At 57.8% G+C, this 22,963-nt stretch carries 20 protein-coding genes; 7 read left to right on the top strand and 13 right to left on the bottom strand.

Annotated elements, in window-relative coordinates:
• Window positions 1–146 precede the first annotated feature (146 nt).
• From fsa to FIV46_RS05260, 4 genes are all read left to right on the top strand, one after another.
• Window positions 147–800, top strand: a complete 654-nt coding sequence (gene fsa / locus FIV46_RS05275) for a fructose-6-phosphate aldolase (RefSeq protein ID WP_139939130.1) — start codon at window positions 147–149, stop codon at window positions 798–800.
• 32 nt (window positions 801–832) lie between these two features.
• Complete coding sequence (locus FIV46_RS05270; RefSeq protein ID WP_139939128.1) at window positions 833–1,549, top strand: DUF484 family protein; 717 nt, start codon at window positions 833–835, stop codon at window positions 1,547–1,549.
• Window positions 1,519–2,475: a tyrosine recombinase XerC gene (locus FIV46_RS05265; RefSeq protein WP_139939126.1), complete on the top strand. Its 957-nt coding sequence runs from the start codon at window positions 1,519–1,521 to the stop codon at window positions 2,473–2,475. The genes FIV46_RS05270 and FIV46_RS05265 overlap by 31 nt, the downstream gene beginning before the upstream one ends.
• Before the next feature lie 142 nt (window positions 2,476–2,617).
• A complete protein-coding gene (locus FIV46_RS05260; protein WP_139939124.1) occupies window positions 2,618–4,243 on the top strand; it encodes a SulP family inorganic anion transporter in 1,626 nt (541 codons plus the stop codon).
• A gap of 20 nt (window positions 4,244–4,263) precedes the next feature.
• On the opposite strand, the gene FIV46_RS05255 is transcribed toward FIV46_RS05260, so the two are convergent.
• A complete protein-coding gene (locus FIV46_RS05255; RefSeq protein ID WP_139939122.1) occupies window positions 4,264–5,217 on the bottom strand; it encodes a LysR substrate-binding domain-containing protein in 954 nt (317 codons plus the stop codon).
• Window positions 5,218–5,368: 151 nt separating this feature from the next.
• Here FIV46_RS05255 and FIV46_RS05250 point away from each other — a divergent pair, with 151 nt between their 5' ends.
• Window positions 5,369–5,695 carry a hypothetical protein gene (locus FIV46_RS05250; protein WP_139939120.1) on the top strand — a complete coding sequence of 109 codons (327 nt, stop codon included), beginning with the start codon at window positions 5,369–5,371 and terminating at the stop codon, window positions 5,693–5,695.
• 83 nt (window positions 5,696–5,778) lie between these two features.
• Here the strand turns inward: FIV46_RS05250 and lpdA are convergent, their stop codons facing one another.
• From lpdA to zapE, 7 genes are all read right to left on the bottom strand, one after another.
• Window positions 5,779–7,185, bottom strand: coding sequence for a dihydrolipoyl dehydrogenase (gene lpdA / locus FIV46_RS05245; protein ID WP_139939118.1), 1,407 nt, complete (start codon window positions 7,183–7,185; stop codon window positions 5,779–5,781).
• A 34-nt stretch (window positions 7,186–7,219) separates the two neighbouring features.
• Entirely contained in the window at window positions 7,220–8,749 is a 1,530-nt protein-coding gene (gene odhB / locus FIV46_RS05240) for a 2-oxoglutarate dehydrogenase complex dihydrolipoyllysine-residue succinyltransferase (protein ID WP_139939116.1), read from the bottom strand.
• Window positions 8,750–8,802: 53 nt separating this feature from the next.
• Entirely contained in the window at window positions 8,803–11,748 is a 2,946-nt protein-coding gene (locus FIV46_RS05235; RefSeq protein ID WP_139939113.1) for a 2-oxoglutarate dehydrogenase E1 component, read from the bottom strand.
• Window positions 11,749–11,795: 47 nt separating this feature from the next.
• Window positions 11,796–12,671 carry a succinate--CoA ligase subunit alpha gene (sucD, locus tag FIV46_RS05230; RefSeq protein ID WP_139939111.1) on the bottom strand — a complete coding sequence of 292 codons (876 nt, stop codon included), beginning with the start codon at window positions 12,669–12,671 and terminating at the stop codon, window positions 11,796–11,798.
• Window positions 12,671–13,840, bottom strand: coding sequence for an ADP-forming succinate--CoA ligase subunit beta (gene sucC, locus FIV46_RS05225; RefSeq protein WP_139939109.1), 1,170 nt, complete (start codon window positions 13,838–13,840; stop codon window positions 12,671–12,673). The genes sucD and sucC overlap by 1 nt, the downstream gene beginning before the upstream one ends.
• 115 nt (window positions 13,841–13,955) lie before the next feature.
• Complete coding sequence (mdh, locus tag FIV46_RS05220) at window positions 13,956–14,918, bottom strand: malate dehydrogenase (protein ID WP_139939107.1); 963 nt, start codon at window positions 14,916–14,918, stop codon at window positions 13,956–13,958.
• Between the two features lie 334 nt (window positions 14,919–15,252).
• Window positions 15,253–16,452 carry a cell division protein ZapE gene (zapE, locus tag FIV46_RS05215; protein ID WP_139939105.1) on the bottom strand — a complete coding sequence of 400 codons (1,200 nt, stop codon included), beginning with the start codon at window positions 16,450–16,452 and terminating at the stop codon, window positions 15,253–15,255.
• 138 nt (window positions 16,453–16,590) lie between these two features.
• Between zapE and FIV46_RS05210 the strand changes: the two genes are divergently transcribed.
• Complete coding sequence (locus FIV46_RS05210) at window positions 16,591–16,806, top strand: hypothetical protein (RefSeq protein WP_139939103.1); 216 nt, start codon at window positions 16,591–16,593, stop codon at window positions 16,804–16,806.
• Window positions 16,807–16,962: 156 nt separating this feature from the next.
• Window positions 16,963–17,184, top strand: coding sequence for a hypothetical protein (locus FIV46_RS05205; protein ID WP_139939101.1), 222 nt, complete (start codon window positions 16,963–16,965; stop codon window positions 17,182–17,184).
• 87 nt (window positions 17,185–17,271) lie between these two features.
• Here the strand turns inward: FIV46_RS05205 and FIV46_RS05200 are convergent, their stop codons facing one another.
• The 5 genes from FIV46_RS05200 to FIV46_RS05180 all read right to left on the bottom strand — a co-directional run bounded on the left by FIV46_RS05200 (window position 17,272) and on the right by FIV46_RS05180 (window position 22,845).
• The gene (locus tag FIV46_RS05200) at window positions 17,272–18,054 is read right to left on the bottom strand and encodes a succinate dehydrogenase iron-sulfur subunit (RefSeq protein ID WP_139939099.1); all 783 of its coding nucleotides are present in this window, start codon (window positions 18,052–18,054) and stop codon (window positions 17,272–17,274) included.
• A gap of 12 nt (window positions 18,055–18,066) precedes the next feature.
• A complete protein-coding gene (sdhA, locus tag FIV46_RS05195; RefSeq protein ID WP_139939097.1) occupies window positions 18,067–19,854 on the bottom strand; it encodes a succinate dehydrogenase flavoprotein subunit in 1,788 nt (595 codons plus the stop codon).
• 16 nt (window positions 19,855–19,870) lie between these two features.
• Entirely contained in the window at window positions 19,871–20,245 is a 375-nt protein-coding gene (sdhD, locus tag FIV46_RS05190) for a succinate dehydrogenase, hydrophobic membrane anchor protein (RefSeq protein WP_139939095.1), read from the bottom strand.
• A gap of 9 nt (window positions 20,246–20,254) precedes the next feature.
• Complete coding sequence (sdhC, locus tag FIV46_RS05185) at window positions 20,255–20,641, bottom strand: succinate dehydrogenase, cytochrome b556 subunit (RefSeq protein ID WP_139939093.1); 387 nt, start codon at window positions 20,639–20,641, stop codon at window positions 20,255–20,257.
• Window positions 20,642–20,856: 215 nt separating this feature from the next.
• The gene (locus FIV46_RS05180; RefSeq protein ID WP_139939091.1) at window positions 20,857–22,845 is read right to left on the bottom strand and encodes a lysozyme inhibitor LprI family protein; all 1,989 of its coding nucleotides are present in this window, start codon (window positions 22,843–22,845) and stop codon (window positions 20,857–20,859) included.
• Window positions 22,846–22,963: the final 118 nt, after the last annotated feature.

Raw genomic sequence — 22,963 nt, 5'->3', positions numbered from 1 at the left:
GGGTGTTCTTCTTTTCGGAATTTGTCCCGTCACTATATGATATTATACGATTTGGGCAACAACAGGGTTGCGTTGCCGGACAATTCAGGGTACCGACAGGGCAGAACTGACAAGGTTTACCAGCATTTTTAAAAGGGTATATTACGATGAAGTTTTTTCTGGACACCGCCGAGATTGATGACATTCGCGAACTGGCTGCCAGCGGCCTGGTTGACGGGGTCACCACCAATCCGTCGCTGATCATGAAATCCGGCCGGGACATTTTCGAAGTCACCCGGGAAATCTGTGACGTGGTCGACGGCCCGGTGAGTGCGGAAGCCACCGCCCTTGATTATGACGGCATCCTGCGCGAAGCCGACAAGCTGTATGAAATTTCCGACCAGATCACCCTGAAAGTGCCGCTGACCGTGGACGGCCTCAAGGCCTGCAAATATTTCACCTCCCAGGGCAGGATGGTCAATGTGACGCTGTGTTTCTCCGCCTCCCAGGCGTTGCTCGCCGCCAAAGCCGGCGCCACCTTCATTTCCCCCTTCATCGGCCGCCACGACGATATCTCCCAAGACGGCATGGCCCTGATCGAGGATATCCGGGTGATTTACGACAACTATGATTTCAGCACCCAGATCCTGGTTGCCAGCATCCGTCATCCGCTGCACGTGGTAGACGCCGCCCGCATCGGCGCCGATGTGGCGACCATTCCGCCGGCCGTGATGCACAAGCTGTTCAAACACCCGCTGACCGACAACGGCCTGGACGCCTTCCTCAAGGACTGGGAAAAAACCGGCCAAAGCATCCTCTAAATCAGACTCGGAACAACAACCGGGAAGGACCAATGCCGGAAAAAAAGACCTGCAGCAATGATGACCTGACGGTCGAGCAAATTCGGGACTGGCTCAAACGCCACCCCGATTTCCTGGTCGACAATCCGGACCTGCTGACCCTCCTGACCCCGCCGTTCCGGCCCTCGAGCGGCGACCGGGTGGTGGATTTCCAGCAGGTGATGCTGGAAAAACTGCAGCAGGAAATCGGCGAACTGAAAAATTTCCATTCCTCGCTGATCGATGCCAGCCGCAACAATATGTCGACCCAGCAGCAGGTTCATGAAGCCGCCCTTGCCCTGATGCAGGCAGGCGGGCTGGACCAGCTGAGCCATATCCTGGTCAGCGACTGGCCGCAGATGCTGTCGGTGGATGTCATCGCCGTCTGTTTCGAGGAGGGCCACAAACAGTCCCTGCCGCCCCTGCCCGAAGTGCGCCCCCTGAAAAAGGGTCAGGTGGATGATCTGCTGGGCCGGGAAGACGCCTGCCTGCTGCGCGGCGATGTGGAGGTGCTGGAAGAAATCTTCGGACCGGCCACCGAACTGATCAAGGCCGAGGCCCTGATCCGCATTCCGGCGACGGAGTTTTATCCCGAGGGACTGCTGGCCTTCGGCAGCCGGGATCCGGATATGTTTACCCCCGGCCAGGGCACCGAACTTTTGCGCTTCCTTGAGGCCGCATTTGGCCTATACTTGCAAAGATGGATGAAACGGACCTCCTCGATGACCTGATCTTTGCCAAGCTGCGCCCGCTGGTGCGCAGCTGGCACGATTATCTGAAATCGGAAAAGCGGGTGTCGCCCCATACCCTGGACGCCTATATGCGGGACTTGGGGCAGTTCCTCACGTTTCTCACCCGTCATCTCGGCAACTTCCCCACCGAACGGGACCTGGCCGACCTCAAGGCCATGGACTTTCGCGCCTTCCTCGCCGACCGGCGGCGCCAGGACGTCAGCCCCGCCAGTATGGCCCGTTCCCTCAGCGCGCTCAGGGCTTTTTACAAATACTGCCGCCGCAACGGCATCCTCCATAACGATAATATCGACTCGGTGCGGTCCCCCAAACTGCCCAAACGTCTGCCGCGGCCGCTGGACGAGGGTGCCGCCCGGCGCACCATCGCGGAAGTGGGCGACCTTGCCAACATCTCCCCCGGCGACTGGGTAGCGCTCCGCGACACCGCGGTGCTGACCCTGCTTTATGGCTGCGGGCTCCGCATTTCCGAAGCCCTCAACCTGGATGCGGAAGACTGGCCCGAGGGCGACATGCTGAAGGTACTGGGCAAGCGCAACAAGGAACGGCTGGTGCCCCTGATCCCGGCCGTGCAGGAAGCAGTCGAAAAATACCGCCAGGCCTGCCCCTGGCCGCTGGACGAGGGGCCGCTGTTTGTCGGCGTGCGCGGCAAACGCCTCGGCGCCCGCAGCGTGCAGCTGGCCACCCAGAAGGTGCGCGAGGCCCTGGGCCTGCCGCCGTCCGCCACCCCCCATGCGCTCCGGCACAGTTTCGCCACCCACCTGCTCACCGCCGGCGGCGACCTGCGCACGATCCAGGAATTGCTCGGCCACGCCAGCCTTGCCACCACCCAGCATTACACCGACGTGGACACCGCCTATCTGATGGACGTCTACAACAATGCCCATCCCGGCGCCAAGGACCGCTGAGCTCTCGCGAATAACAGCAAAAGAACTGGAATAATATCATAATACATATTTTATTTGTATTTAGATGCCTACAACAGTTATATTGTGACATTAATCCGGCCCTGTTCCGACAGCCTTTTTCTGGATATTGACTGATAAACCCATGAAAGATTTCTTCCGGAAAGTATTTCCCCGTTCCTCCACGGCCCTGCGCCAGGATATCTTTGCCGGCATCACCGCCGCCGTTGTCGCCCTGCCGCTGGCGCTCGCCTTCGGTGTTGCTTCCGGCCTCGGCCCCACCGCCGGCCTCTACGGTGCCATGGTGCTTGGTTTCGTCGCGGCCCTGCTGGGCGGCACACCGCTGCAGATTTCCGGCCCTACCGGACCGATGACCGTCGTCATGGCCGGCCTGGTGGTTTCCTATGGCGGCAGCCCCCATGTGTTGTTCACCATTGTTATTCTGGCCGGCCTGTTCCAGGGAATGTTCGGGATTTTGAAGCTGGGCGCCTATGTGAACTATGTTCCGATGCCTGTGGTCTCCGGCTTCATGTCGGGAATCGGCTGTATCATCATCACCATGGAAATCCTGCCGGTACTGGGCGATTATTCGGCACACCAGGGCATTCCTGACGCCATCATGTCCATTCCCCATGCCCTCGCCAACCTGGACGTGGCCTCGCTCGGGCTCGGCGGCCTGTCTCTCGCAATTACATTGATTACCCCGAAAGCAGTCAGCCGCTACGTGCCGACCTCCCTGCTGGCGTTGATTGTCGGCACCACGGTTGCGGTGATCTTTTTCCCGGAACTGAAAACCATCGGTGAAATTGCCACTGGGCTGCCGTCCCTGACCCACATCGAGATCCCCTTCAGCGCCCTGCCCGGGATTGTCACCGGTGCCTTCATGCTGGCCCTGCTGGGCTCCATCGACAGCCTGCTGACCTCCACCGTCGCCGACCGGATGACCCGCAGCAGCCATGATTCCAACAAGGAACTGGTCGGCCAGGGGGTGGGCAACGCCATTGCCGGTCTGCTGGGCGGTCTGCCCGGCGCCGGCGCCACCATGCGCACCGTGGTCAATGTCAAGGCCGGGGCGCAGACCCGGCTGTCCGGTATGATCCACGCCCTGACCCTGCTGGTCATCGTCCTGTTTGCTTCCGGCCTCGCCGCCCACATCCCGCTGGCGGTGCTGGCCGGAATCCTGCTGAAGGTGGGCCTGGATATCCTCGACTGGGATTTCATCCGCCGGCTCAAGGTCTGGCGCGGCGAGAAAGTCTTCCTGATGCTGGCGGTGCTGGTACTCACGGTCTTTTCCGACCTGGTCACGGCCATCGGCCTGGGCCTGATCCTGTCGCATATGATCTATTCCAGCCGGTTGAACCGCAACCAGCTGCGCCAGATCCGGCTATTCGAAGAGAGCGAGGAAGGCCCGCTCGAAGACGACGAAAATGTTGTTCGGGTGGAAACCACCAGCGGCGGACAGAAAAAGGTCACCCTGCATCTGTCGGGCGCTCTAAGCTACAGCCTCGGCAAGGACCTGACCCGACTGCTCAATGACGCTCTCAGCCGCTATGACCGGATCACCCTGGACCTGGCCGATGTGGAGACTATGGACATCAGCCTCGCCATCAGCATGGAGGACATCCTGCGCGGCCTGCCGGAAAAACGCAACGGCATCCATGTCCGGATCAAGACAGGCGAGGTGCGCGACCTGCTGCAGGTCATCGGCCTGCTGGACTGGTTGCAACCGGAAAACCTGACCGTGCTGGAGGCAGGGGAAGCGGCAAAATAAAACCCGGACCCGGGGCTGGTTCAGATAGTCTGTGTATCCAGCTTGTCGAGCAAAGAGGTGATTTTGCGGTACGTCTTCCCCATCTCCCTTTTCAGCCAGTCGCGCAGAAAAATAATTTTCGGCCAGTCTGCCTTTTCCGGCAAGGTCACGAAATAGTAGGAAAAGGGGCAGGGAATGGCTTTGCCGACCTGAACCAGAAGGCCTCTTTCAATCAAATCCTGTTCCAGCAACATCGCCCGGCTCAGAATGATACCCTGACCGGCGATGGCAGCCTGGATCATCATGTCGGCCCGGCTGAACTGCGGCCCGGCAGTCCGGTAACTCACTTCTGCCCCCATGGCATCAAACCAGGTTTGCCAGCTGTAGTAGGTTCCCGCGTTGACAGGAAACACCGCTTCCTGCAGGGCAAATTGCGCCAGATCCTCTGCTCTGTCCGGAACGGCCTTGTCCTTGAAAAAACCGGGACTGGCCAACGGCACCAGCCAGTCCCCGACAAGATAGGTCGAATGCAGCCCCGGCGACCCTCCGGTGGCAAAGCGCAATCCACAATCGACCGGGTCTTTCCTCAGGTCGCTGATTTCATCACTGGCCAGGACCGACACGCCGAGCTGCGGATGCTCGTCATGAAAATCGGCCAGATGGGGCACCAGCCATTTTACCGCGATGGACGACAGCGCCGATATCGAGATAACGCCCTCGTTTCGCTCGCCGCACAGAAGGCCCAGCACCTGGGAGACTTCCGTCAGGGCCCGCTTGGCCGCCTCTGCCAGACGCTGCCCTTCAGCCGTCAGTTCAAGCTGGCGCGTGGTCCTGTGCACCAGCGATATGCCGAGGGCCTGTTCAAGTTGCTTGATGCGGTGACTGACCGCGCTTTGCGTAATATTCAGTTCTTCCGCCGCCAGGCTGAAACTGCCAAGGCGGGCGACCGCATCAAACACGGGGAGCGCGGACATGACCAGTGACAAAGGGGGCACGGAAATCCTTTTTATTAGTTTTTCTCATATTTATATAAAAATAGCTCGTTTGCTTCCTTAGATCAACTCATTGTATTTTCTTAAATATCTTCAACAAAGAAACCATATTGGCCGGCTATTTATGATTTCTTCTTATTATAAAGGAAATGAGATGAGAAGACTGACACGATCTGTCGCGACACTGGCGCTGCTTCTGGCGGCTCTCGCCAGCCTGCCGTCCCCGGCAACAGCAGCAGATTTGCCCCCTGCCGGCGACCAACTGAGCGCGGAGGAGGCGCAGCAGCAAGCCCGCAGATTTATGCGGGAAATCGGCTACAGCATTGCCGGCCACACCCTGTTTTCAGCAAAAATCGGCGATGCCGAATTGCAGAACGACCTCTGGGTCGTCCAGGTGGAATACGGGTCCCGCTACGGCATGCGGCAGGGGGTTGTTCTGGTCGACGCCACTGACGGCAGTATCAGAAAAAACACCCAATGATCGACCGGGCCCGCCCATAAAAAGAAAACGGCATCCACCGGGATGCCGTTTTTACATCAGGGATCAAGCAGTCCGTCAAAGGACTACATGTGGATGGCACTGCCGCCGGAGGCCATGGCCGCTTCGCGCACCGCTTCCATCTCGGTCGGATGGGCGTGGCAGGTATAGCTGAGGTCCTCGGCCGTCAGGCCCTTTTCCACCGCCAGGCCAAGTTCGGCAATCATGTTACCGGCATCGGCCGCGATGATATGGGCGCCGACAATCTTGTCAGTGGCCTTGTCAGTCAGAATCTTGACGAAGCCGTCAGTCTGGCCGTTGGTCTTGGCCCGGCTGTTGACGGACATGGGGAATTTACCCACCGCATAGTCGACGCCAGCTTGCTTGAGCTGTTCCTCAGTTTTGCCGACAGAAGCCACTTCCGGCATGGTATAGATCACACCCGGGATGGCGTCATAATTCACATGACCGGCGAAGCCCGCGATTACCTCGGCCACGGCCACGCCTTCATCCTCGGCCTTGTGCGCCAGCATGGCGCCGCGCACCACATCGCCGATGGCATAAATGCCCGGCACGTTGGTACGGAAATGATCGTCGATTTCCACCTGGCCGCGGTCGGTCATGTTGACCCCGGCCTCTTTCAGGCCGAGGCCGTCGGTATAGGGACGTCGGCCCACCGCCACCAGCACCGCGTCACATTTGATTTTCTCGGCATCGCCGCCTGCGGCCGGTTCAACGGTCACGGTAACGGTGGTTTTGGTTTTCTTGACCTCGGTGACTTTGGAAGAAGTCATGAATTTCATGCCCTGTTTTTTCAGGATGCGCTGGAAGTTCTTGGACACTTCGCCGTCCATTTCCGGGGTGATGCGATCGAGATACTCAACCACCGTCACTTCGGCGCCAAGCCGGCGCCAGACGGAGCCGAGCTCGAGGCCGATTACGCCGCCGCCGATCACCACCAGGTGTTTCGGCACCTTGGGCAGGGACAGGGCGCCGGTGGAGGAGATCACCTGCTTCTCGTCAATCTCGATGCCCGGCAGGCTGGCCACATCGGAGCCGGTGGCAATGACGATGTTTTTGGTCTTGAGGCTTTCCTCGCCGCCCTTGTTGAGCTTGACCGCCACTTCGCCAGCGCCTTTGACGGAACCGGTGCCTTCCAGATAGTCGATCTTGTTCTTTTTGAACAGGAAGGCGATGCCGTTGGTCAGATCGGTGACGGTCTTGGACTTATGCTCCATCATGGCATCCAGGTCGAGGGAGACCTTGCCGGTCTTGATGCCGAATTTCTCCATGCCGTGCCCGGCTTCTTCATAAAGCTCGGAAGCATGCAACAGGGCCTTGGACGGGATACAACCCACATTCAGGCAGGTGCCGCCGAGGGCGCCGCGTTTTTCCACGCAGGCCACTTTCAGGCCAAGCTGGGCGGCGCGAATGGCCGCCACATAACCGCCAGGACCACCACCGATGACAACAACGTCATATGTCTCGCTCATCAAACTTCCCTTCTTGTTTTAGAGGTCCAGGACCTTAAAGATCCAGAATCAGGCGCTGCGGATCTTCCAGGTTTTCCTTTACCCGGACCAGGAAGGTCACAGCCCCCTTGCCGTCAACAATCCGGTGGTCATAGCTGAGCGCCAGATACATCATCGGCCGGACCACGATCTGGCCGTTTTCCACCACCGCGCGCTCCTTGATGGCATGCATGCCGAGAATACCGGACTGCGGCGCGTTCAGGATCGGCGAAGACATCAGCGAACCGAAAATACCGCCGTTGGAGATGGTGAAGGTGCCGCCGGTCATTTCGTCCATGCTCAGCTTGCCGTCGCGGGCACGTTTGCCGAGGCGGGCGATCTCGTTCTCAATTTCGGAGAAGCTGCGGTTTTCACAACCGCGCACCACCGGAACCACCAGGCCGGCCGGCGTGCTGGCGGCAACCCCGATGTCATAGTAGTTTTTATAGATGACGGCGTCTTCGCGGATCTCCGCATTCACTTCCGGCACTTCTTTCAGGGCCTGGACACAGGCCTTGACGAAGAAGGACATGAAGCCGAGGCGGCTGCCGTGTTTCTTCTCGAAAATTTCCTTATACTGGTTGCGCAGGGCGATCACTGCAGACATGTCCACCTCGTTGTAGGTGGTCAGCATGGCGGCGGTATTCTGGGCATCCTTGAGCCGTTTGGCGATGGTGCGGCGCAGGCGGGTCATGGGCACCACTTCCTCGCGCGGCAGACCGCCTTCTTCAGCAGGCGCCGCAACAGCAGCAGCCACAGGAGCCGGAGCAACCGCGGCGGCCTGGCCGCCGGAGGCATAGGCCAGCACGTCGGCCTTGGTGACCACGCCACCGGCGCCTGAGCCTTTAACCTTGGAAACATCGATGCCTTTTTCTTTTGCCACTTCCGCAGCAGAGGCGCGCACATTGGCGCCGGCCGGTGCGGCAGCGGCAGGTGCAGTAGCCGCCGGAGCAGGCGCAGCCGCTGCGGGAGCCGCCGCTTTCGGTGCCGCAGTTCCCTGGGCGGTGCCGTCAATGGTCGCCAGCAGGGCGCCCAGTTCGACGGTTGCTCCCTCGGGGGCCGCGATCCTGGCGAGAGCGCCGGACACCGGCGCATTCACTTCCAGGGCCACCTTGTCGGTTTCCAGCTCGCAGATCGGTTCGTCCTGGGTCACCGCTTCACCTTCCGCCTTCAGCCATTTGCCGACGGTGGCTTCGGTAACGGATTCACCAAGCGCCGGGACATGAACTTCCACCAGACTACCGCCGCCTGTTGGCGCGGCTTCGGCTTTTTCCGCAGCGGGAGCCGCAGCCGGTGCTGCCGCTCCTTCACCTTCGGTGATTTTCGCCAGCAGCGCGCCGACTTCCACATTGGCGCCTTCCTCGGCAACAATCTCGGACAGGGTACCTGCCGCCGTTGCATTCACTTCAAGGGCAACCTTGTCTGTTTCCAGTTCACAGATCGGCTCGTCAACGGCTACCGTATCGCCTACGGATTTCAACCATTTGCCGACGGTGGCTTCGGTGACGGACTCACCCAGTGCCGGAACCTGAATTTCGATGGCCATTAGCCCAACTCCTTCGTCTTTTATAATTCTTTCAATAGCCTGACGATCACCGCCTATTTGATGGTGAGTGCCTGATCGATCAGGGCTGTCTGTTCATCTTTATGGCGCGAGGCCAGACCCGTTGCTGTGGAAGCGGACGGCTTGCGGCCGGCATAAATCGGTCGCGTCGGCTTGGTGCCGGCTTCTTCCATGGCTTCCTCGATATAGGGCTGGATAAAGGTCCATGCCCCCATATTTTTCGGCTCTTCCTGACACCAGACCACTGTTTCCAGATTCTTGAAGCTCTTCAGCTTGTCGATGCAGGCATATTTCGGGAACGGATAGAGCTGCTCGACACGAAGCAGATAGGTATCGTCCTGCCCGCGCCGGTCACGCTCTTCCAGAAGCTCGTAATAGACCTTGCCGGTACAAAGAACGACACGTTTGATATCCTTGTCCTTTTTCAGGCGAATGCTGGTGCCCGGATGGGTTTCCGCATTGTCCCACAGCAGGCGGTGGAATTCGGTATCTGAACCCAATTCATCCAGGCTGGAGACCGCCATCTTGTGGCGCAACAGGGATTTCGGCGTCATGATGACCAGCGGCTTGCGGAATTTCCGTTTCATCTGGCGACGCAGGATATGGAAATAGTTGGCCGGCGTCGTACAGTTGGCCACCTGCATGTTATCTTCCGCACAAAGCTGCAGATAACGCTCCAGGCGGGCGGAGCTGTGCTCCGGTCCCTGGCCTTCGTAGCCGTGCGGCAGCAGCAGCACCAGGCCGCTCATGCGCAGCCATTTCGCCTCACCGGAAGAAATAAACTGGTCGATAATGACCTGGGCGCCGTTGGCAAAATCACCGAACTGGGCTTCCCACAGGGTCAGCGTATTCGGTTCCGCCAGGGAATAGCCATATTCAAAGCCCAGCACACCCATTTCGGACAGGGCGCTGTCGATCACTTCAAAGGTAGCCGGTCCCTCTTCCATTTCCGCCAGCGCCTTGAGCGGGGTATAGCGCTCTTCGGTTTCCTGGTCGATGAAGACGGAATGACGCTGGGAGAAAGTGCCGCGCTGGCTGTCCTGGCCGGACAGACGCACGCCGAGACCTTCGCGGATCAGGGTACCAAAGGCCAGGGCCTCGGCTGTCGCCCAGTCCACGCCCTCGCCGCTTTCAAACATCTGCGCCTTGGCGTCCAGACCGCGCTGCAGGGTCCGGTGCACAGTGAAACCTTCCGGCACATCTGTCAGCACGCGGCCGATTTCCTTGAGCGTGCCGGTGTCCACACCGGTGCCGGCGGAACGGCGCAGGTCGTCATCGGGACGTTCGAGACCGCTCCAGCGGCCACCGAACCAGTCTGCCTTGTCCGGCTTGTAGCTGCTGGCAGCTTCCAGCTCCACATCCATAAACCGGTTGAAATCCTGATACATTTTGTCAGCTTCCTGCTGGGTAATCAGGCCCTCACGCACCAGACGTTCGGCATAAATCTGCCGGGTGCCGGGATGGTTCCGGATCCGCTTGTACATCAGCGGCTGGGTGAACATGGGTTCATCACCCTCGTTATGGCCAAAGCGGCGATAACAGAACATATCCACCACCACATCGGACTTAAACGTCTGACGGAATTCGGTGGCGATTTTCATCACATAAACCACGGCTTCCGGATCGTCCCCGTTCACATGGAACACCGGCGCCTGAATGGCTTTGGCCATATCGGAGGGATAGGGGGACGAGCGGGAATAATGCGGCGATGTGGTGAAACCGATCTGGTTGTTGACCACCACATGGATGGTGCCGCCGGTACGGTAGCCCTTGAGGCCGCTGAGCGCGAAACATTCCGCCACCAGCCCCTGGCCGGAGAAAGCTGCATCGCCGTGCATCAGCAGGGTCAGAACGGAGGTGCCCTCCTTGTCGCCGCGCTGGGCCAGCTTGGCGCGGGTCTTACCGAGCGCCACCGGGTTCACCGCTTCCAGGTGGGACGGGTTGGCGGTCAGCGACAGATGCACTGTGTTGCCGTCAAATTCGCGGTCGGAAGAGGCGCCAAGATGGTATTTCACATCGCCGGAGCCTTCCACGTCGTCCGGATTGGAGGACCCGCCATGGAATTCATGGAAAATGGCGCGGTGCGGCTTGCCCATCACATTGGCCAGCACGTTGAGGCGTCCGCGGTGCGGCATGCCGATGACAATTTCCTTCACACCGTTATGCCCGCCGGTCTTGATGATGCCTTCCAGCGCCGGGATCAGCGCTTCGCCGCCATCCAGGCCAAAGCGTTTGGTGCCGATATATTTCTTGGCCAGATACTGTTCGTAGCCTTCGGCTTCGGTCAGTTTCTGGAGAATGGCGAGCTTGCCTTCGTTGGTAAACTGAATTTCCTTGTCCCGGCCCTCGATACGGCTCTGGATCCAGGCCTTTTCCTCGGGCTCGTTGATGTGCATGAATTCCACACCGACAGAGGAACAATAGGTCCGCTTCACAATTTCCAGGACTTCGCGCACGGTGGCGGTTTCCAGGCCCAGAACATTGTCGAGGAAGATCGGACGGTCCATATCCTCTTCGCCGAACCCGTATGTGGCCGGGTCCAGTTCGGGATGGTAGGAACGTTCCGTCAGGGCCAGCGGATCAAGCCGGGCCATCAGATGACCACGCACCCGGTAGGTGCGGATCATCATCAGGCAACGAATTGAATCAAGAGTGGCAGAACGGATTTCCTCTTCCGACGCCCCGCCGGGAGCCGCCTTTTTCTTCGGTGGCGCCGGCGGTTCGAAACCGGGATCCAGGGCATCAATATAGCTCTCTGCGCCATTGCCGGTCATCGGCCAGTCGCTACGCGACCAGGACGCAGAGGTCTTTTCCTTGCCGGCCTGCATCAACGTCTGGGCGTCGACCGCCAGTTCTTGGAAATATTTCTGCCAGGACGGATCCACACTGTTGGGATCCTTGGAATAGCGAAGAAACAATTCTTCCACAAAGGCTCCACTGGAGCCGTTAAAGAGACCTTCGGTTTCTAGTTCTGCACTCATGTTGGCCGGATGCGGGATTTCCCGCACCCTCCCTGTCTAAAGTTACGTTAGGATTTCAAAACTTCTGCCAGAGTCGTACCCAGCTCGGACGGAGAATCCGCCACCGTGATACCGGCACTCTTCATGGCTTCGATTTTGTCTTCAGCACCGCCCTTGCCACCGGAAACAATAGCGCCGGCATGGCCCATGGTTCGACCCGGAGGCGCTGTACGTCCGGCAATAAAGCCGACAACCGGCTTCTTGACCTTCGAGGCTTTCAGGAATTCCGCAGCTTCTTCCTCTGCAGAACCACCGATCTCCCCGATCATGATGATGGATTCTGTCTGGTCATCGCCAAGGAACCCATCCAGCACATCGATGAAGTTGGTACCGTTCACCGGATCACCGCCGATGCCCACACAGGTGGACTGGCCGAGGTTGACCGCAGTGGTCTGTGCCACGGCTTCATAGGTCAGCGTACCGGAGCGGGACACGATGCCCACATTGCCCTTCTTGTGAATGTGACCGGGCATAATGCCAATTTTACATTCACCGGGGGTAATGATGCCCGGGCAGTTCGGGCCGATCAGGCGGGTTTTGGAGCCCTCGAGGGCGCGTTTGACCTTGACCATGTCGAGCACCGGAATACCTTCGGTGATACAGACAGCCAGCTCGACTTCCGCATCGATCGCTTCCAGGATGGCGTCGGCCGCAAATGGCGGCGGCACATAAATCACGGAGGCGTTGGCGCCGGTGGCGTCAACCGCATCGGCAACGGTGTTGAACACCGGCAGGTCCAGGTGCGTATTACCGCCCTTGCCGGGGGTTACTCCACCAACCATTTTTGTGCCGTAAGCAATGGCCTGTTCGGAATGGAAGGTGCCCTGGGCACCGGTGAATCCCTGACAGATTACTTTTGTTTCGGAATTAACAAGAATTGACATCAGGAAGCCTCCTTCACCGCTTTGACCACTTTCTCAGCGGCGTCACCCAGATCATCGGCAGAAAGAATGGTCAGACCGGAGTCTGCCAGAATCTTCTTGCCTTTATCCACATTCGTCCCCTCGAGACGCACCACCAGCGGCACGGAGAGGGAAACTTCCTTGGCTGCGGCAACCACACCATCGGCAATCACATCACAGCGCATGATGCCGCCGAAGATGTTGACCAGAATCCCTTCCACATTGCTGTCGGACAGGATAATCTTGAAGGCCTCAGTCACCCGTTCCTTGGTGGCGCCACCGCCCACATCCAGGAAGTTGGCCGGCTCGCCGCCTTTCAGCTTGATGATGTCCATGGTCGCCATGGCCAGGCCTGCGCCGTTCACCATGCAGCCGATGTTGCCGTCGAGCTTGATGTAGTTCAGTTCGTGCTTGGCAGCTTCCAGCTCCATGGGATCTTCTTCATCGGGATCGCGCAGTTCAACCACATCCTTGTGGCGGAACAGGGCATTGCCGTCGAAGCCCATCTTGGCGTCAAGCACGACCATGTCGCCGTCCTCGGTCACCACCAGCGGGTTCACTTCAAGCAGGGAGGCGTCTTTTTCGACAAAGGCGTTATACAGGGACGCAATCACCTTGACGCAGGCCGACGCGGTTTTGCCTTCGAGGCCGAGACCGTAGGCCACCTTGCGGCAATGGAAGCCGGAAAGGCCGGTCGCCGGGTCGATGCTGATGGTGATGATTTTTTCAGGCGTTGCCGCGGCCACTTCCTCGATGTCCATGCCGCCTTCGGTGGAGGCCATGATGGCCACATGACCGGTGGCGCGATCCACCAGCAGGCTGAGGTACAGTTCGTTGGCAATGGCGCAGCCGTCTTCGATATAGACGCGACGGACTTCCTTGCCTTCCGGGCCGGTCTGGTGCGTGACCAAGGTCATGCCGAGCATTTCGCCGGCAACCTTTTTGACTTCCTCGATGGATTTCACCACCTTGACGCCGCCGCCTTTACCGCGGCCGCCGGCATGGATCTGGGCCTTGACCACCCAGACCGGGCCGCCGAGTTCCTTGGCCACAGCTTCGGCTTCCTGCGCCGTATAGGCCACGCCGCCCTTCAGGACGGGCGCCCCGAACTGGCTCAGCAGGCCTTTCGCTTGATATTCATGAATGTTCATACTGCTTTCCTTGTTGAACACCCTGCATTGTCGGACAGCGACAGAAACAGGGCTTAGGTCTTAACAGATAAGGATAAACAAATACTTACCCTTATCTGTTCTCAGTCAGTCGCGATTACGCCAGAGACGGATCGATTTTCTTGACGGCGTCCATCAGGCCCTCAACGGCAGATACTGAATTTGCGAAACCGGCTTTGTCCTGTTCGTCAAATTTGATCTCGACAATTTTCTCGACACCATTCTCACCGATGATCACCGGCACACCCACATAGAGGTTGCTGAGACCGTATTCGCCATTCAGCTGGGCGGCACAGGGCAGAACCCGGCGCTTGTCTTTCAGATAGGAGTCGGCCATGGCGATGGCGGAAGTTGCCGGCGCATAGTAAGCGGATCCGGTTTTCAGCAGGCCGACGATTTCAGCACCGCCGTCACGGGTGCGCTGAATGATGGCGTCCAGTTTCTCCTGTGTGGTCCAGCCCATGTCCACCAGATCCGGCACCGGAATACCGGCCACGGTGGAGTAGCGGGCCAGCGGCACCATGGTGTCGCCGTGACCGCCAAGAACGAAGGCGTTCACATCTTCGACGGAAACATTGAATTCTTCCGCCAGGAAATGCTGGAAGCGGGCGGAGTCCAGAACACCGGCCATGCCCACAACTTTGTTGGCCGGCAGGCCGGAGAATTTCTGCAGCGCCCAGACCATCACGTCCAGCGGGTTGGTGATGCAGATTACGAAAGCGTTGGGGGCGTTGTCGCGGATGCCCTCACCAACGGACTTCATCACTTTCAGGTTGATCTCCAGGAGGTCGTCGCGGCTCATGCCCGGCTTGCGCGGGACACCGGCCGTCACAATCACGACATCGGCGTCCTTGATATCGGCATAATCCTGGGTGCCGGTCATCTTCGCATCATATCCTTCGACCGGGCCGGACTGGGCCAGATCCAGGGCTTTACCCTGGGGCAGGCCTTCGGCGATGTCGAAAATAACCACATCCCCCAGTTCCTTGAGAGCTGCCAGATGGGCAAGGGTGCCACCGATCTGACCGCCGCCGATAAGCGCAATCTTTTTACGTGCCATGTTGATCTATCTCCTGAATTAAATTGATTAGGTTTGTCCGGTTTATGTTTACCGGTCACATGCTTGTGCATTTTTTCCTCTTCGCATGTAACGCGATTTGCACGCCTGCGCAAGATTTTCCGACTTTTTGCCCCCCTGGCGGGCAATATTTGGCATATTTTCCCAAAATACCGATTTTTTCAAGGAAATCCAAGGGTTGCAGGCAGAGAATATTTACCTTTTATTCATAAAATCAGACCGCTTTCGCCCGACTCTGAGGCAAATCAGGTACGATTTTAGTCTAAACTGCAAAAAAATATACAGACCTGTCTGTTTTGATGTGTGAATTTTACGGTTAAACCGCATGCCCCTTAGCCAGATATTCCTGACTCTGCATTTCCATCAGCCGGGAAACGGTGCGCTGGAACTCGAAATGGCCATGCCCTTCCTCATACAGCTCCTCCGGCGGCACCTCGGCGCAACAGAGGAACTTTACATTATTTTCATAGAGCGCATCGATGAAGGTGATAAACCGCTTGGCTTCGTCGCGATTATGGGGCCCAAGTTTGGGAATGCCGACCATAATTACCGTATGATAGTGCCAGGCAATCTGCAGATAGTCTGCCGCGCCCAGCGCCGCGCCGCACATTTTCTTGAACGACACCACGGCCACCCCCCGGTCCGCCACCGGGATCGTCAGCTTGCGGCCCTTTACGTCCAGGACTTCCGGCCCGACCTTGGAGCGGTCCGCCACATCATGGTCAGTCAGGCGCCAGAAGGCTTCGGACAGGGCCTGGGTCGCCTCCTCGCCCAGCGGATGGTAATAGGTGGGCATGCCTTTCATGCGCTCCAGGCGGTAATCGGTGGGACCGTCGAGGGCGATGACATTCATCTTGTCCTTGAGCATGGCGATGGTGGGCAGGAACAGTTCCCGGTTCAGGCCGCCGATATAGAGATCATCCGGCACCCGGTTGCTGGTCAGGACGATCACCACCCCGAGCCTGATCAGTTCCCCGAACAGCCGGCCCAGAATCATGGCGTCGGTAACATCGGTCACCTGGAATTCGTCAAAGCACAACAGGCGGCTTTCCCGCGCCACCTTTTTCGCCAGCGGCGGGATCGGGTCATCCTTGTCGGTGCCCCATCTGGCAATCCGGTCCGCGGCCGGCATATAGCGCCATTCATGGATGGCGGCATGGATCTCCAGCATGAAGGCATGGAAATGCACCCGGCGTTTGGCGTTCACGGGGGCTTCTTCGAAGAACAGGTCCATGATCATGGATTTCCCGCGGCCCACATCGCCATATATATAAAAGCCGGTCGGGAAGTCCGGCTTTTTGCCGCGGCTGAGCAAGCGGGAGAACAGCCTGCCATTGTTCCTCGCTGACGGCGCAAACTGCTCTTCATAGCCCTTGAGCGCCTCGTGCAGTTTTTGCAGCCGGACCATCACCTGCTCCTGGACCGGATCCTCCCGCAATTCGCCGGCGGCGCGCCGCCGGTAATAGCGGGCCAGCGGGCCGGAGGAGGGAGCGGAATGGCGGGAAGCGTCGGTCATGGTTGGAAAGCTGGCCAGGTGATTTTGGAATTTAATTAAAATTTTAACCGTTTATACATACGCTATATTTTAAAGTACGAATAAATGTCACATACGCACGAGTAAACAAAGCAGTACAATAAAGGGAATGGAAGAACAATGAAGAAAATATTTGAAATCCCTGTCTACAATGAGGAAGTCCGTGAAATCGTCCGGGCCGGGCGCTCCCACAATACCCTGGAAGACAGCTGGGCCGATATGCACCTGATCGAAATTCGCGCCCATACCGCCGGCGAAGCCATGGAAATCTGCCGCCGCAAGCATCCGGAAAAAATGGGCTTCGTCCTCGGCGACGCTGCAGAATCCGTGGCCTGACGCCGGCCAAGACCTGAAAGATCCGGCTCCGAACAACATAAATAGTTGTATATTCCATATATTGGCTGTAAATCAGTGACAATCAGGTTGCTGTTAACCAGGTTTTTACTATTCGCTGTACAATAGGTTTATTGAGACCGATAAGAGGCCGATCCCGTGAACCGATATGAAGTTGCCATCTATAACGAAGCCGTGCGGCAAGCCTATGCTGAAGGCAAGAAGCACCCCAACTATGACAAAGCGTGGGGTGATCTGCGGTATCTGGAAGTGGAAGCGGAATCCGAGGAAGACGCCCTGCGCATCGTCGAAAAACATCATCCCCCCCGGCATGGTTTTATCATCGGCGATATCATGCTGCTCAAGGAATTCATCGACTGATAGTTCGCACCAGATGTGAGACAAATTGAAAAGCCGGGCATTGTCCCGGCTTTTGTCGTTTGGAATTTATATCGCCTAACCCAAAATTTAACCCTGGCGCTCGACCATCATCTTCTTGATTTCGGCGATGGCCTTGGCCGGGTTGAGGCCTTTCGGGCAGGTGTTGGCACAGTTCATGATGGTGTGGCAGCGATAGAGGCGGAAGGGGTCTTCCAGCGCATCAAGACGCTCGCCGGTATTTTCATCACGGCTGTCCACCAGCCAGCGGTAGGCCTGCAGCAGCACGGCCGGACCGAGGTAGCGGTCCGAGTTCCACCAGTAGCTCGGGCAGCTGGTGGAGCAACTGGCGCACAGGATACATTCATACAGACCATCCAGCTTGGCGCGGTCGTCGCGGCTCTGCAGACGTTCCTTGCCGGACGGGGCCGGGGTCTGGGTCTGCATCCACGGCTTGATGGAGGCATACTGGGCATAGAAGTTGGTCAGGTCCGGTACCAGATCCTTGACCACATCCATATGCGGCAGCGGGTAGATATTGATATCACCCTTGAAGTCCGCAATATCCTTGGTACAGGCCAGCGTGTTCATACCGCCGATGTTCATGGCGCAGGAGCCGCACACGCCCTCGCGGCAGGAGCGGCGGAAAGTCAGGGTCGGATCAATCTCGTTCTTGATCTTGATCAGGGCGTCCAGCACCATCGGACCGCATTTGTCGATATCCACCTCATAGGTGTCGATGCGCGGATTTTCCCCGTCATCCTCGTTCCAGCGATAGATGTTGAAGCGCTTGATGTTGGTGGCGCCGGCTTCGGCTTTCCAGGTTTTACCCTTGGTATAGCGGGAGTTTTTGGGAAGTTTGAATTCAGCCATTTTCTCTACTCCTTAATACACGCGGGCTTTGGGTTTGATATAATCGATTTCGTCGGTCAGGGTATAGTCGTGAACCGGACGATATTCGATACGGATCTTGCCGTCTTCCAGCCAGGCGGAGGTATGTTTCATCCATTCCTCGTCATTGCGGTCCGGGAAGTCTTCCCGGGCGTGGGCGCCACGGCTTTCGGTGCGGTTGGCCGCACAATGCATGGTGGTGACCGCATGCTGCAGCAGGTTCTCAAGCTCCAGCGTTTCGATCAGGTCACTGTTCCAGACCAGCGAGCGGTCGAAGGTTTTGACATCCGCCAACATGGCGTAGATCTCGTCGATCGCTTTCTTGCCGGCATCCAGTTTGCCCTGCTCACGGAACACAGCGCAGTCGGCCTGCATGGTCCGCTGCATCTTGTCGCGGATCTGGGCTGTGGTATGGCTGCCGTTGGCATTGCGATATTTGTCGAGACGGCCAAGCGCCAGGTCGGCATTGTCATTCGGCAGCGGCTTGTGGGCCGTATTCGGCTTGACCACTTCCGCCACGCGGTGCGCTGCGGCACGGCCGAACACCACCAGGTCGATCAGGCTGTTGGAGCCGAGACGGTTGGCGCCGTGCACGGAGACACAGGCGGCCTCACCCACGGCCATCAGGCCGGGTACGATCCGGTCCGGATCACCAGCAGTCGGGTTCAACACCTCGCCATGATAGTTACAGCCGATGCCACCCATATTATAGTGAGCGGTCGGCACCACCGGAATCGGCTGCTTGGTTACGTCGACACCGGCGAAGATGCGGGCGCTTTCGGAAATGCCCGGCAGGCGTTCCGCCAGGATCGCCGGATCCAGGTGATCAAGGTGCAGGAAGATATGGTCCTTGTGTTCGCCGACGCCGCGGCCTTCGGAAATCTCCACCGACATGGCCCGGCTGACCACATCGCGGCTGGCCAGGTCCTTGGCGGACGGCGCATAACGTTCCATGAAACGCTCGCCTTCGGAGTTCACCAGGTAACCGCCTTCGCCGCGCGCGCCCTCGGTAATCAGGACGCCGGCGCCGTAAATCCCGGTCGGGTGGAACTGCACGAATTCCAGGTCCTGCAGCGGCAGGCCGGCGCGCTGCACCATGCCGCCGCCGTCACCGGTACAGGTATGGGCCGAGGTGGCGGAGAAATAGGTGCGGTTGTAGCCGCCGGTGGCCAGCACGGTCATGTGCGCCTTGAAGCGGTGCAGGGTACCGGTGTTCATGTCGAGGCAGATCACGCCGCGGCATTCGCCGTCCACCATGATCAGGTCGATGGCGAAATATTCGACAAAAAAGTCGGTGTCATATTTCAGCGACTGCTGGTACAGGCTGTGCAGCATGGCGTGACCGGTCCGGTCGGCGGCAGCGCAGGTGCGCTGGGCCGGCGGGCCTTCGCCGAATTCGGTGGTCATGCCGCCGAACGGGCGCTGGTAAATCTTGCCTTCCTCGGTACGGGAGAAGGGCACGCCGAAATGCTCGAGCTCATAGACTGCTTCCGGCGCCTGGCGCACCATATATTCAATAGCGTCCTGGTCGCCGAGCCAGTCGGAACCCTTGACGGTGTCATACATATGCCACTGCCAGGTGTCCGGGCCCATGTTGCCGAGCGAAGCGGCAATACCGCCCTGGGCGGCCACGGTATGAGACCGGGTCGGGAATACTTTGGAAATACAGGCGGTCTTGAGGCCGCTTTCAGCGATGCCCATGGCGGCGCGCAGGCCGGAGCCGCCGGCGCCGATCACAATGGCGTCATAGACGTGATCTGTCAGTTCGTATGCTGTTGTCATTTGTTATGCTCCTGACCTAGATCGCAACTTTAAGAATGGAGAAGACCGCGGCCACCGCCAGCACGACACAGCCGAAAGTGATCAGCATCTGGACCACGGTCTTGGTGAATTCGCCGTGGACATAATCCTCAACGATCACCTGCAGGCCGAGCTTGAGGTGATAAAGGCCGGTGGTCACAAACAGGACCATCAGGATCGCCGGGATCGGCGAAGACAGCCAGTTGAGGGCCACTTCATAGGGCGCCTGGGTCAGTTGGGCCAGGCTGGCGACGAACCAGACGGTCAGCGGCACCAGAGCGACGGCGGTGACTTTCTGCATCCACCAGTGGTGGGTGCCGTTTTTGGCGGAACCAAGTCCGCGAACTTTACCAAGAGGCGTGCGCAAGCTCATGTCGACCTCCTAAATCATGCCGTAACCGACGACCCAGGCCAGCAGGGTCAGGATTACGGAACAGATGAGAACAAGATAATTGGACTTGGCAGTGGTCGAAAGTTCGAAGCCCTTGCCCAGGTCCCAGAACAGATGGCGGATGCCGTTGCACAGGTGCAACATCAACGCCCAGGTAAAACCAAACAGGATGATCCGGCCGATAAGGCTGCCCATGCACACAATAAACTGGTCATAGGCTTCGGGACCCGAGGCCAGGGCCACGAGCCACCAGACCAGCAGCAGGGTACCAGCCCCGAGCGCGGCGCCGGTGGCGCGATGAAGAATGGAAAGGACCATGTGCAGGCCCCATGCATAGACTTGCAGATGCGGCGAAGTCGGTCGTTGAACCCGAGCCATCTACTACTCCTTTATGTCTTATGAGGGGGGACGCCTCCCGTCCCCTCAATACACCCTGAAACTGTCTTAGTCATTTCACGGCCCGAGAGCAAGGGGGTAACTGCCTAGATGAGAACTGTTCTTAGAATTTCCTGCATTTTTCCCCGAATTTGAGCCTTAACCGGCCGGTAACATGGCATTTTTTAAACAGACAGGTCTGTATTATTGGTTATATCTCACATGGAATCAAAAGCTTCAGATACATAGTCCAGATATCGAATTCGGGCCCGGGTGGTGCGGGCGATACAGGCGTTGAGCTGGAAATCTTCTTTGTACCTGCGGCATTCCCGGGTGCGCCAGCCGATCCAGTCGACCTGGCTTTTCTTCATCTGCGCGCCGATATCATCGCGCCCGCGCAGTTTGCCGTAAGCCCGGCTCAGCTCCCGGTCGTAAATGGCAAGACCGGGCTTGCTGCAAATGGCGCTTTCCAGCCGACTGAGTTTGCCGCCGCAAGCAAAGGATGGCGTCACCGGCTCCGCTTCAGCATATTTTGCGAGCAGGCCGTTGAAGCCGAGCGCCTTGTCCTCGGCACTAAAGCGGGGATTGAGGTTGATATAATAGTCGAGCGAATTGCCCTGGCTGTCGTGGATCTCCGTGTCCATGCCGGCCTCGACCAGCAGCTTGATCAGCTCGATCGAGGCATTCTCCGCCGCATAGGTCAGGGCGCTGCGGTTGGTCCTGTTGATGTAATGGCACCCCCCGACAAAATTCCCTCTGCGATATTGTTCAAATCTAGTGACGCGCTCCAATGGCCAATCAATAGCGAGGAGATACTTCACCGCGTCGTAGTTGTTCATGTGGGCGGCATACATCAACAAATCCTTGTCAAAGTAATTTATGATGGTATCAGCCTTCAAGGCGTCAGGCAGGTTGCCGATCTGTTGTGGGACATCGACCATAAGAAGAAGATATTCCGGAATTTTCTTCTGACGCTTTAGCGTAAGCAGGTCCCCTAGCGCCGACCAGTCAGAAAACGTGCCATCAATCAACCCCTTCAAGGCATCAAAGTCCTTGTTTTGTTCATAGTAGACGCCCAGGGAATAATAGCCGCCTGGCAATCCCTCGACCGCATCATCGGCCAATTGAGCAGCCTCTTCATCGCTCATATCGAAATATTTCTTATAATACCTAGTGAGTTCCCTCTTGGCGTCCCGCCTGGCGGAGTCCAATACACCGGCTTCCCGATAACTCCAGACATCCTGATATTTCCAGTCGGAGAAATGTTTTTTCTGGAAGCCTTCGCGAAATCCCCCTTCGGTCCGCCCCATTGCCTCCCATCTTTTGTTAAGCGCCCAGGGCCTGGACACCATCATCGCGGTGAGCAACTTTCCCCTCTTTGCAGCACGTTGGTCCGGAGACGTGTGGCTCTGGATACAAATGGAATCTTTAACCCTCGTCATCTCCCTAACCGTTTTATGATAGGCGGAGAAAAAAGACAGTTCATTCTTGGCATTGGTATCTTCGAACGGTTGCATCAACTCAATTAAGCAGACGTTGGAGGCTTCTCCATCAGGACTAACCCTAAAAATATTTTTCGATCGATTTTTGAAGGTTGTTCCCCGCTGCACGGTCTCCACAACTATGTAGAGTTTACCATTATATAGAAACGGGTAGCTCTGTTCGGTTGACTTCCATGGACGTCGTTGTGGGGGACGAACTGGATATATAATTGAAACCCCGGATCTATTTTCTAGATCCTCAACACCTCTTGGCGTCCCACTCTTTAAGTTATCTTCCAATATCTTTTTCAAATCTGCAAATTGATCTGCACTGGTCAAAAAACCGGTATGGAAACGATAACCATTTCCATAAAGAGGCCTATCGTAATAAATCAGATACCGTTCCTTCCCCTCTAGGGAAATGGAGCCGTATCTGATTGACTGAAGCTGATAGGAACCATATTTGGCGGAGAATTCTTCCAGAGGCGGATAACTCACCCCCGGCCCTTCAATCTCATTCCCCATTGCGCCATTGGGACTGTCAAACACCCGCTGGTAATACTTCAACGCCACCTGGCAGACCGGATCGTCACCACCGTCGATGATATGGGGCCGGAAGGGCTTGAAGTCCTCGGCGCTTTGCGCCGCCGGGACCAACAGCATCGTCCCGGCGAGTAAAGCCGAAAGAAATTGTGCAAAAAGGCGCGTGAAAGAAAAGCGTTCCATAAAATCCCCCAAGGACAGCCGTCAGAATATTGTCACTTCCATTCCAGCACTTATCCTAGGCGATTTTGTGGCCAGGGTCAGCCGCTATTTTAATCGGCCCGCAGTCAGAGCCCACCTC

The organism is Emcibacter nanhaiensis (assembly GCF_006385175.1).
Lineage (GTDB): Bacteria > Pseudomonadota > Alphaproteobacteria > Sphingomonadales > Emcibacteraceae > Emcibacter > Emcibacter nanhaiensis.
The sequence above is the reverse complement of the archived record's forward strand: the minus strand, read 5'-3'. Positions and strand labels throughout refer to the sequence as shown.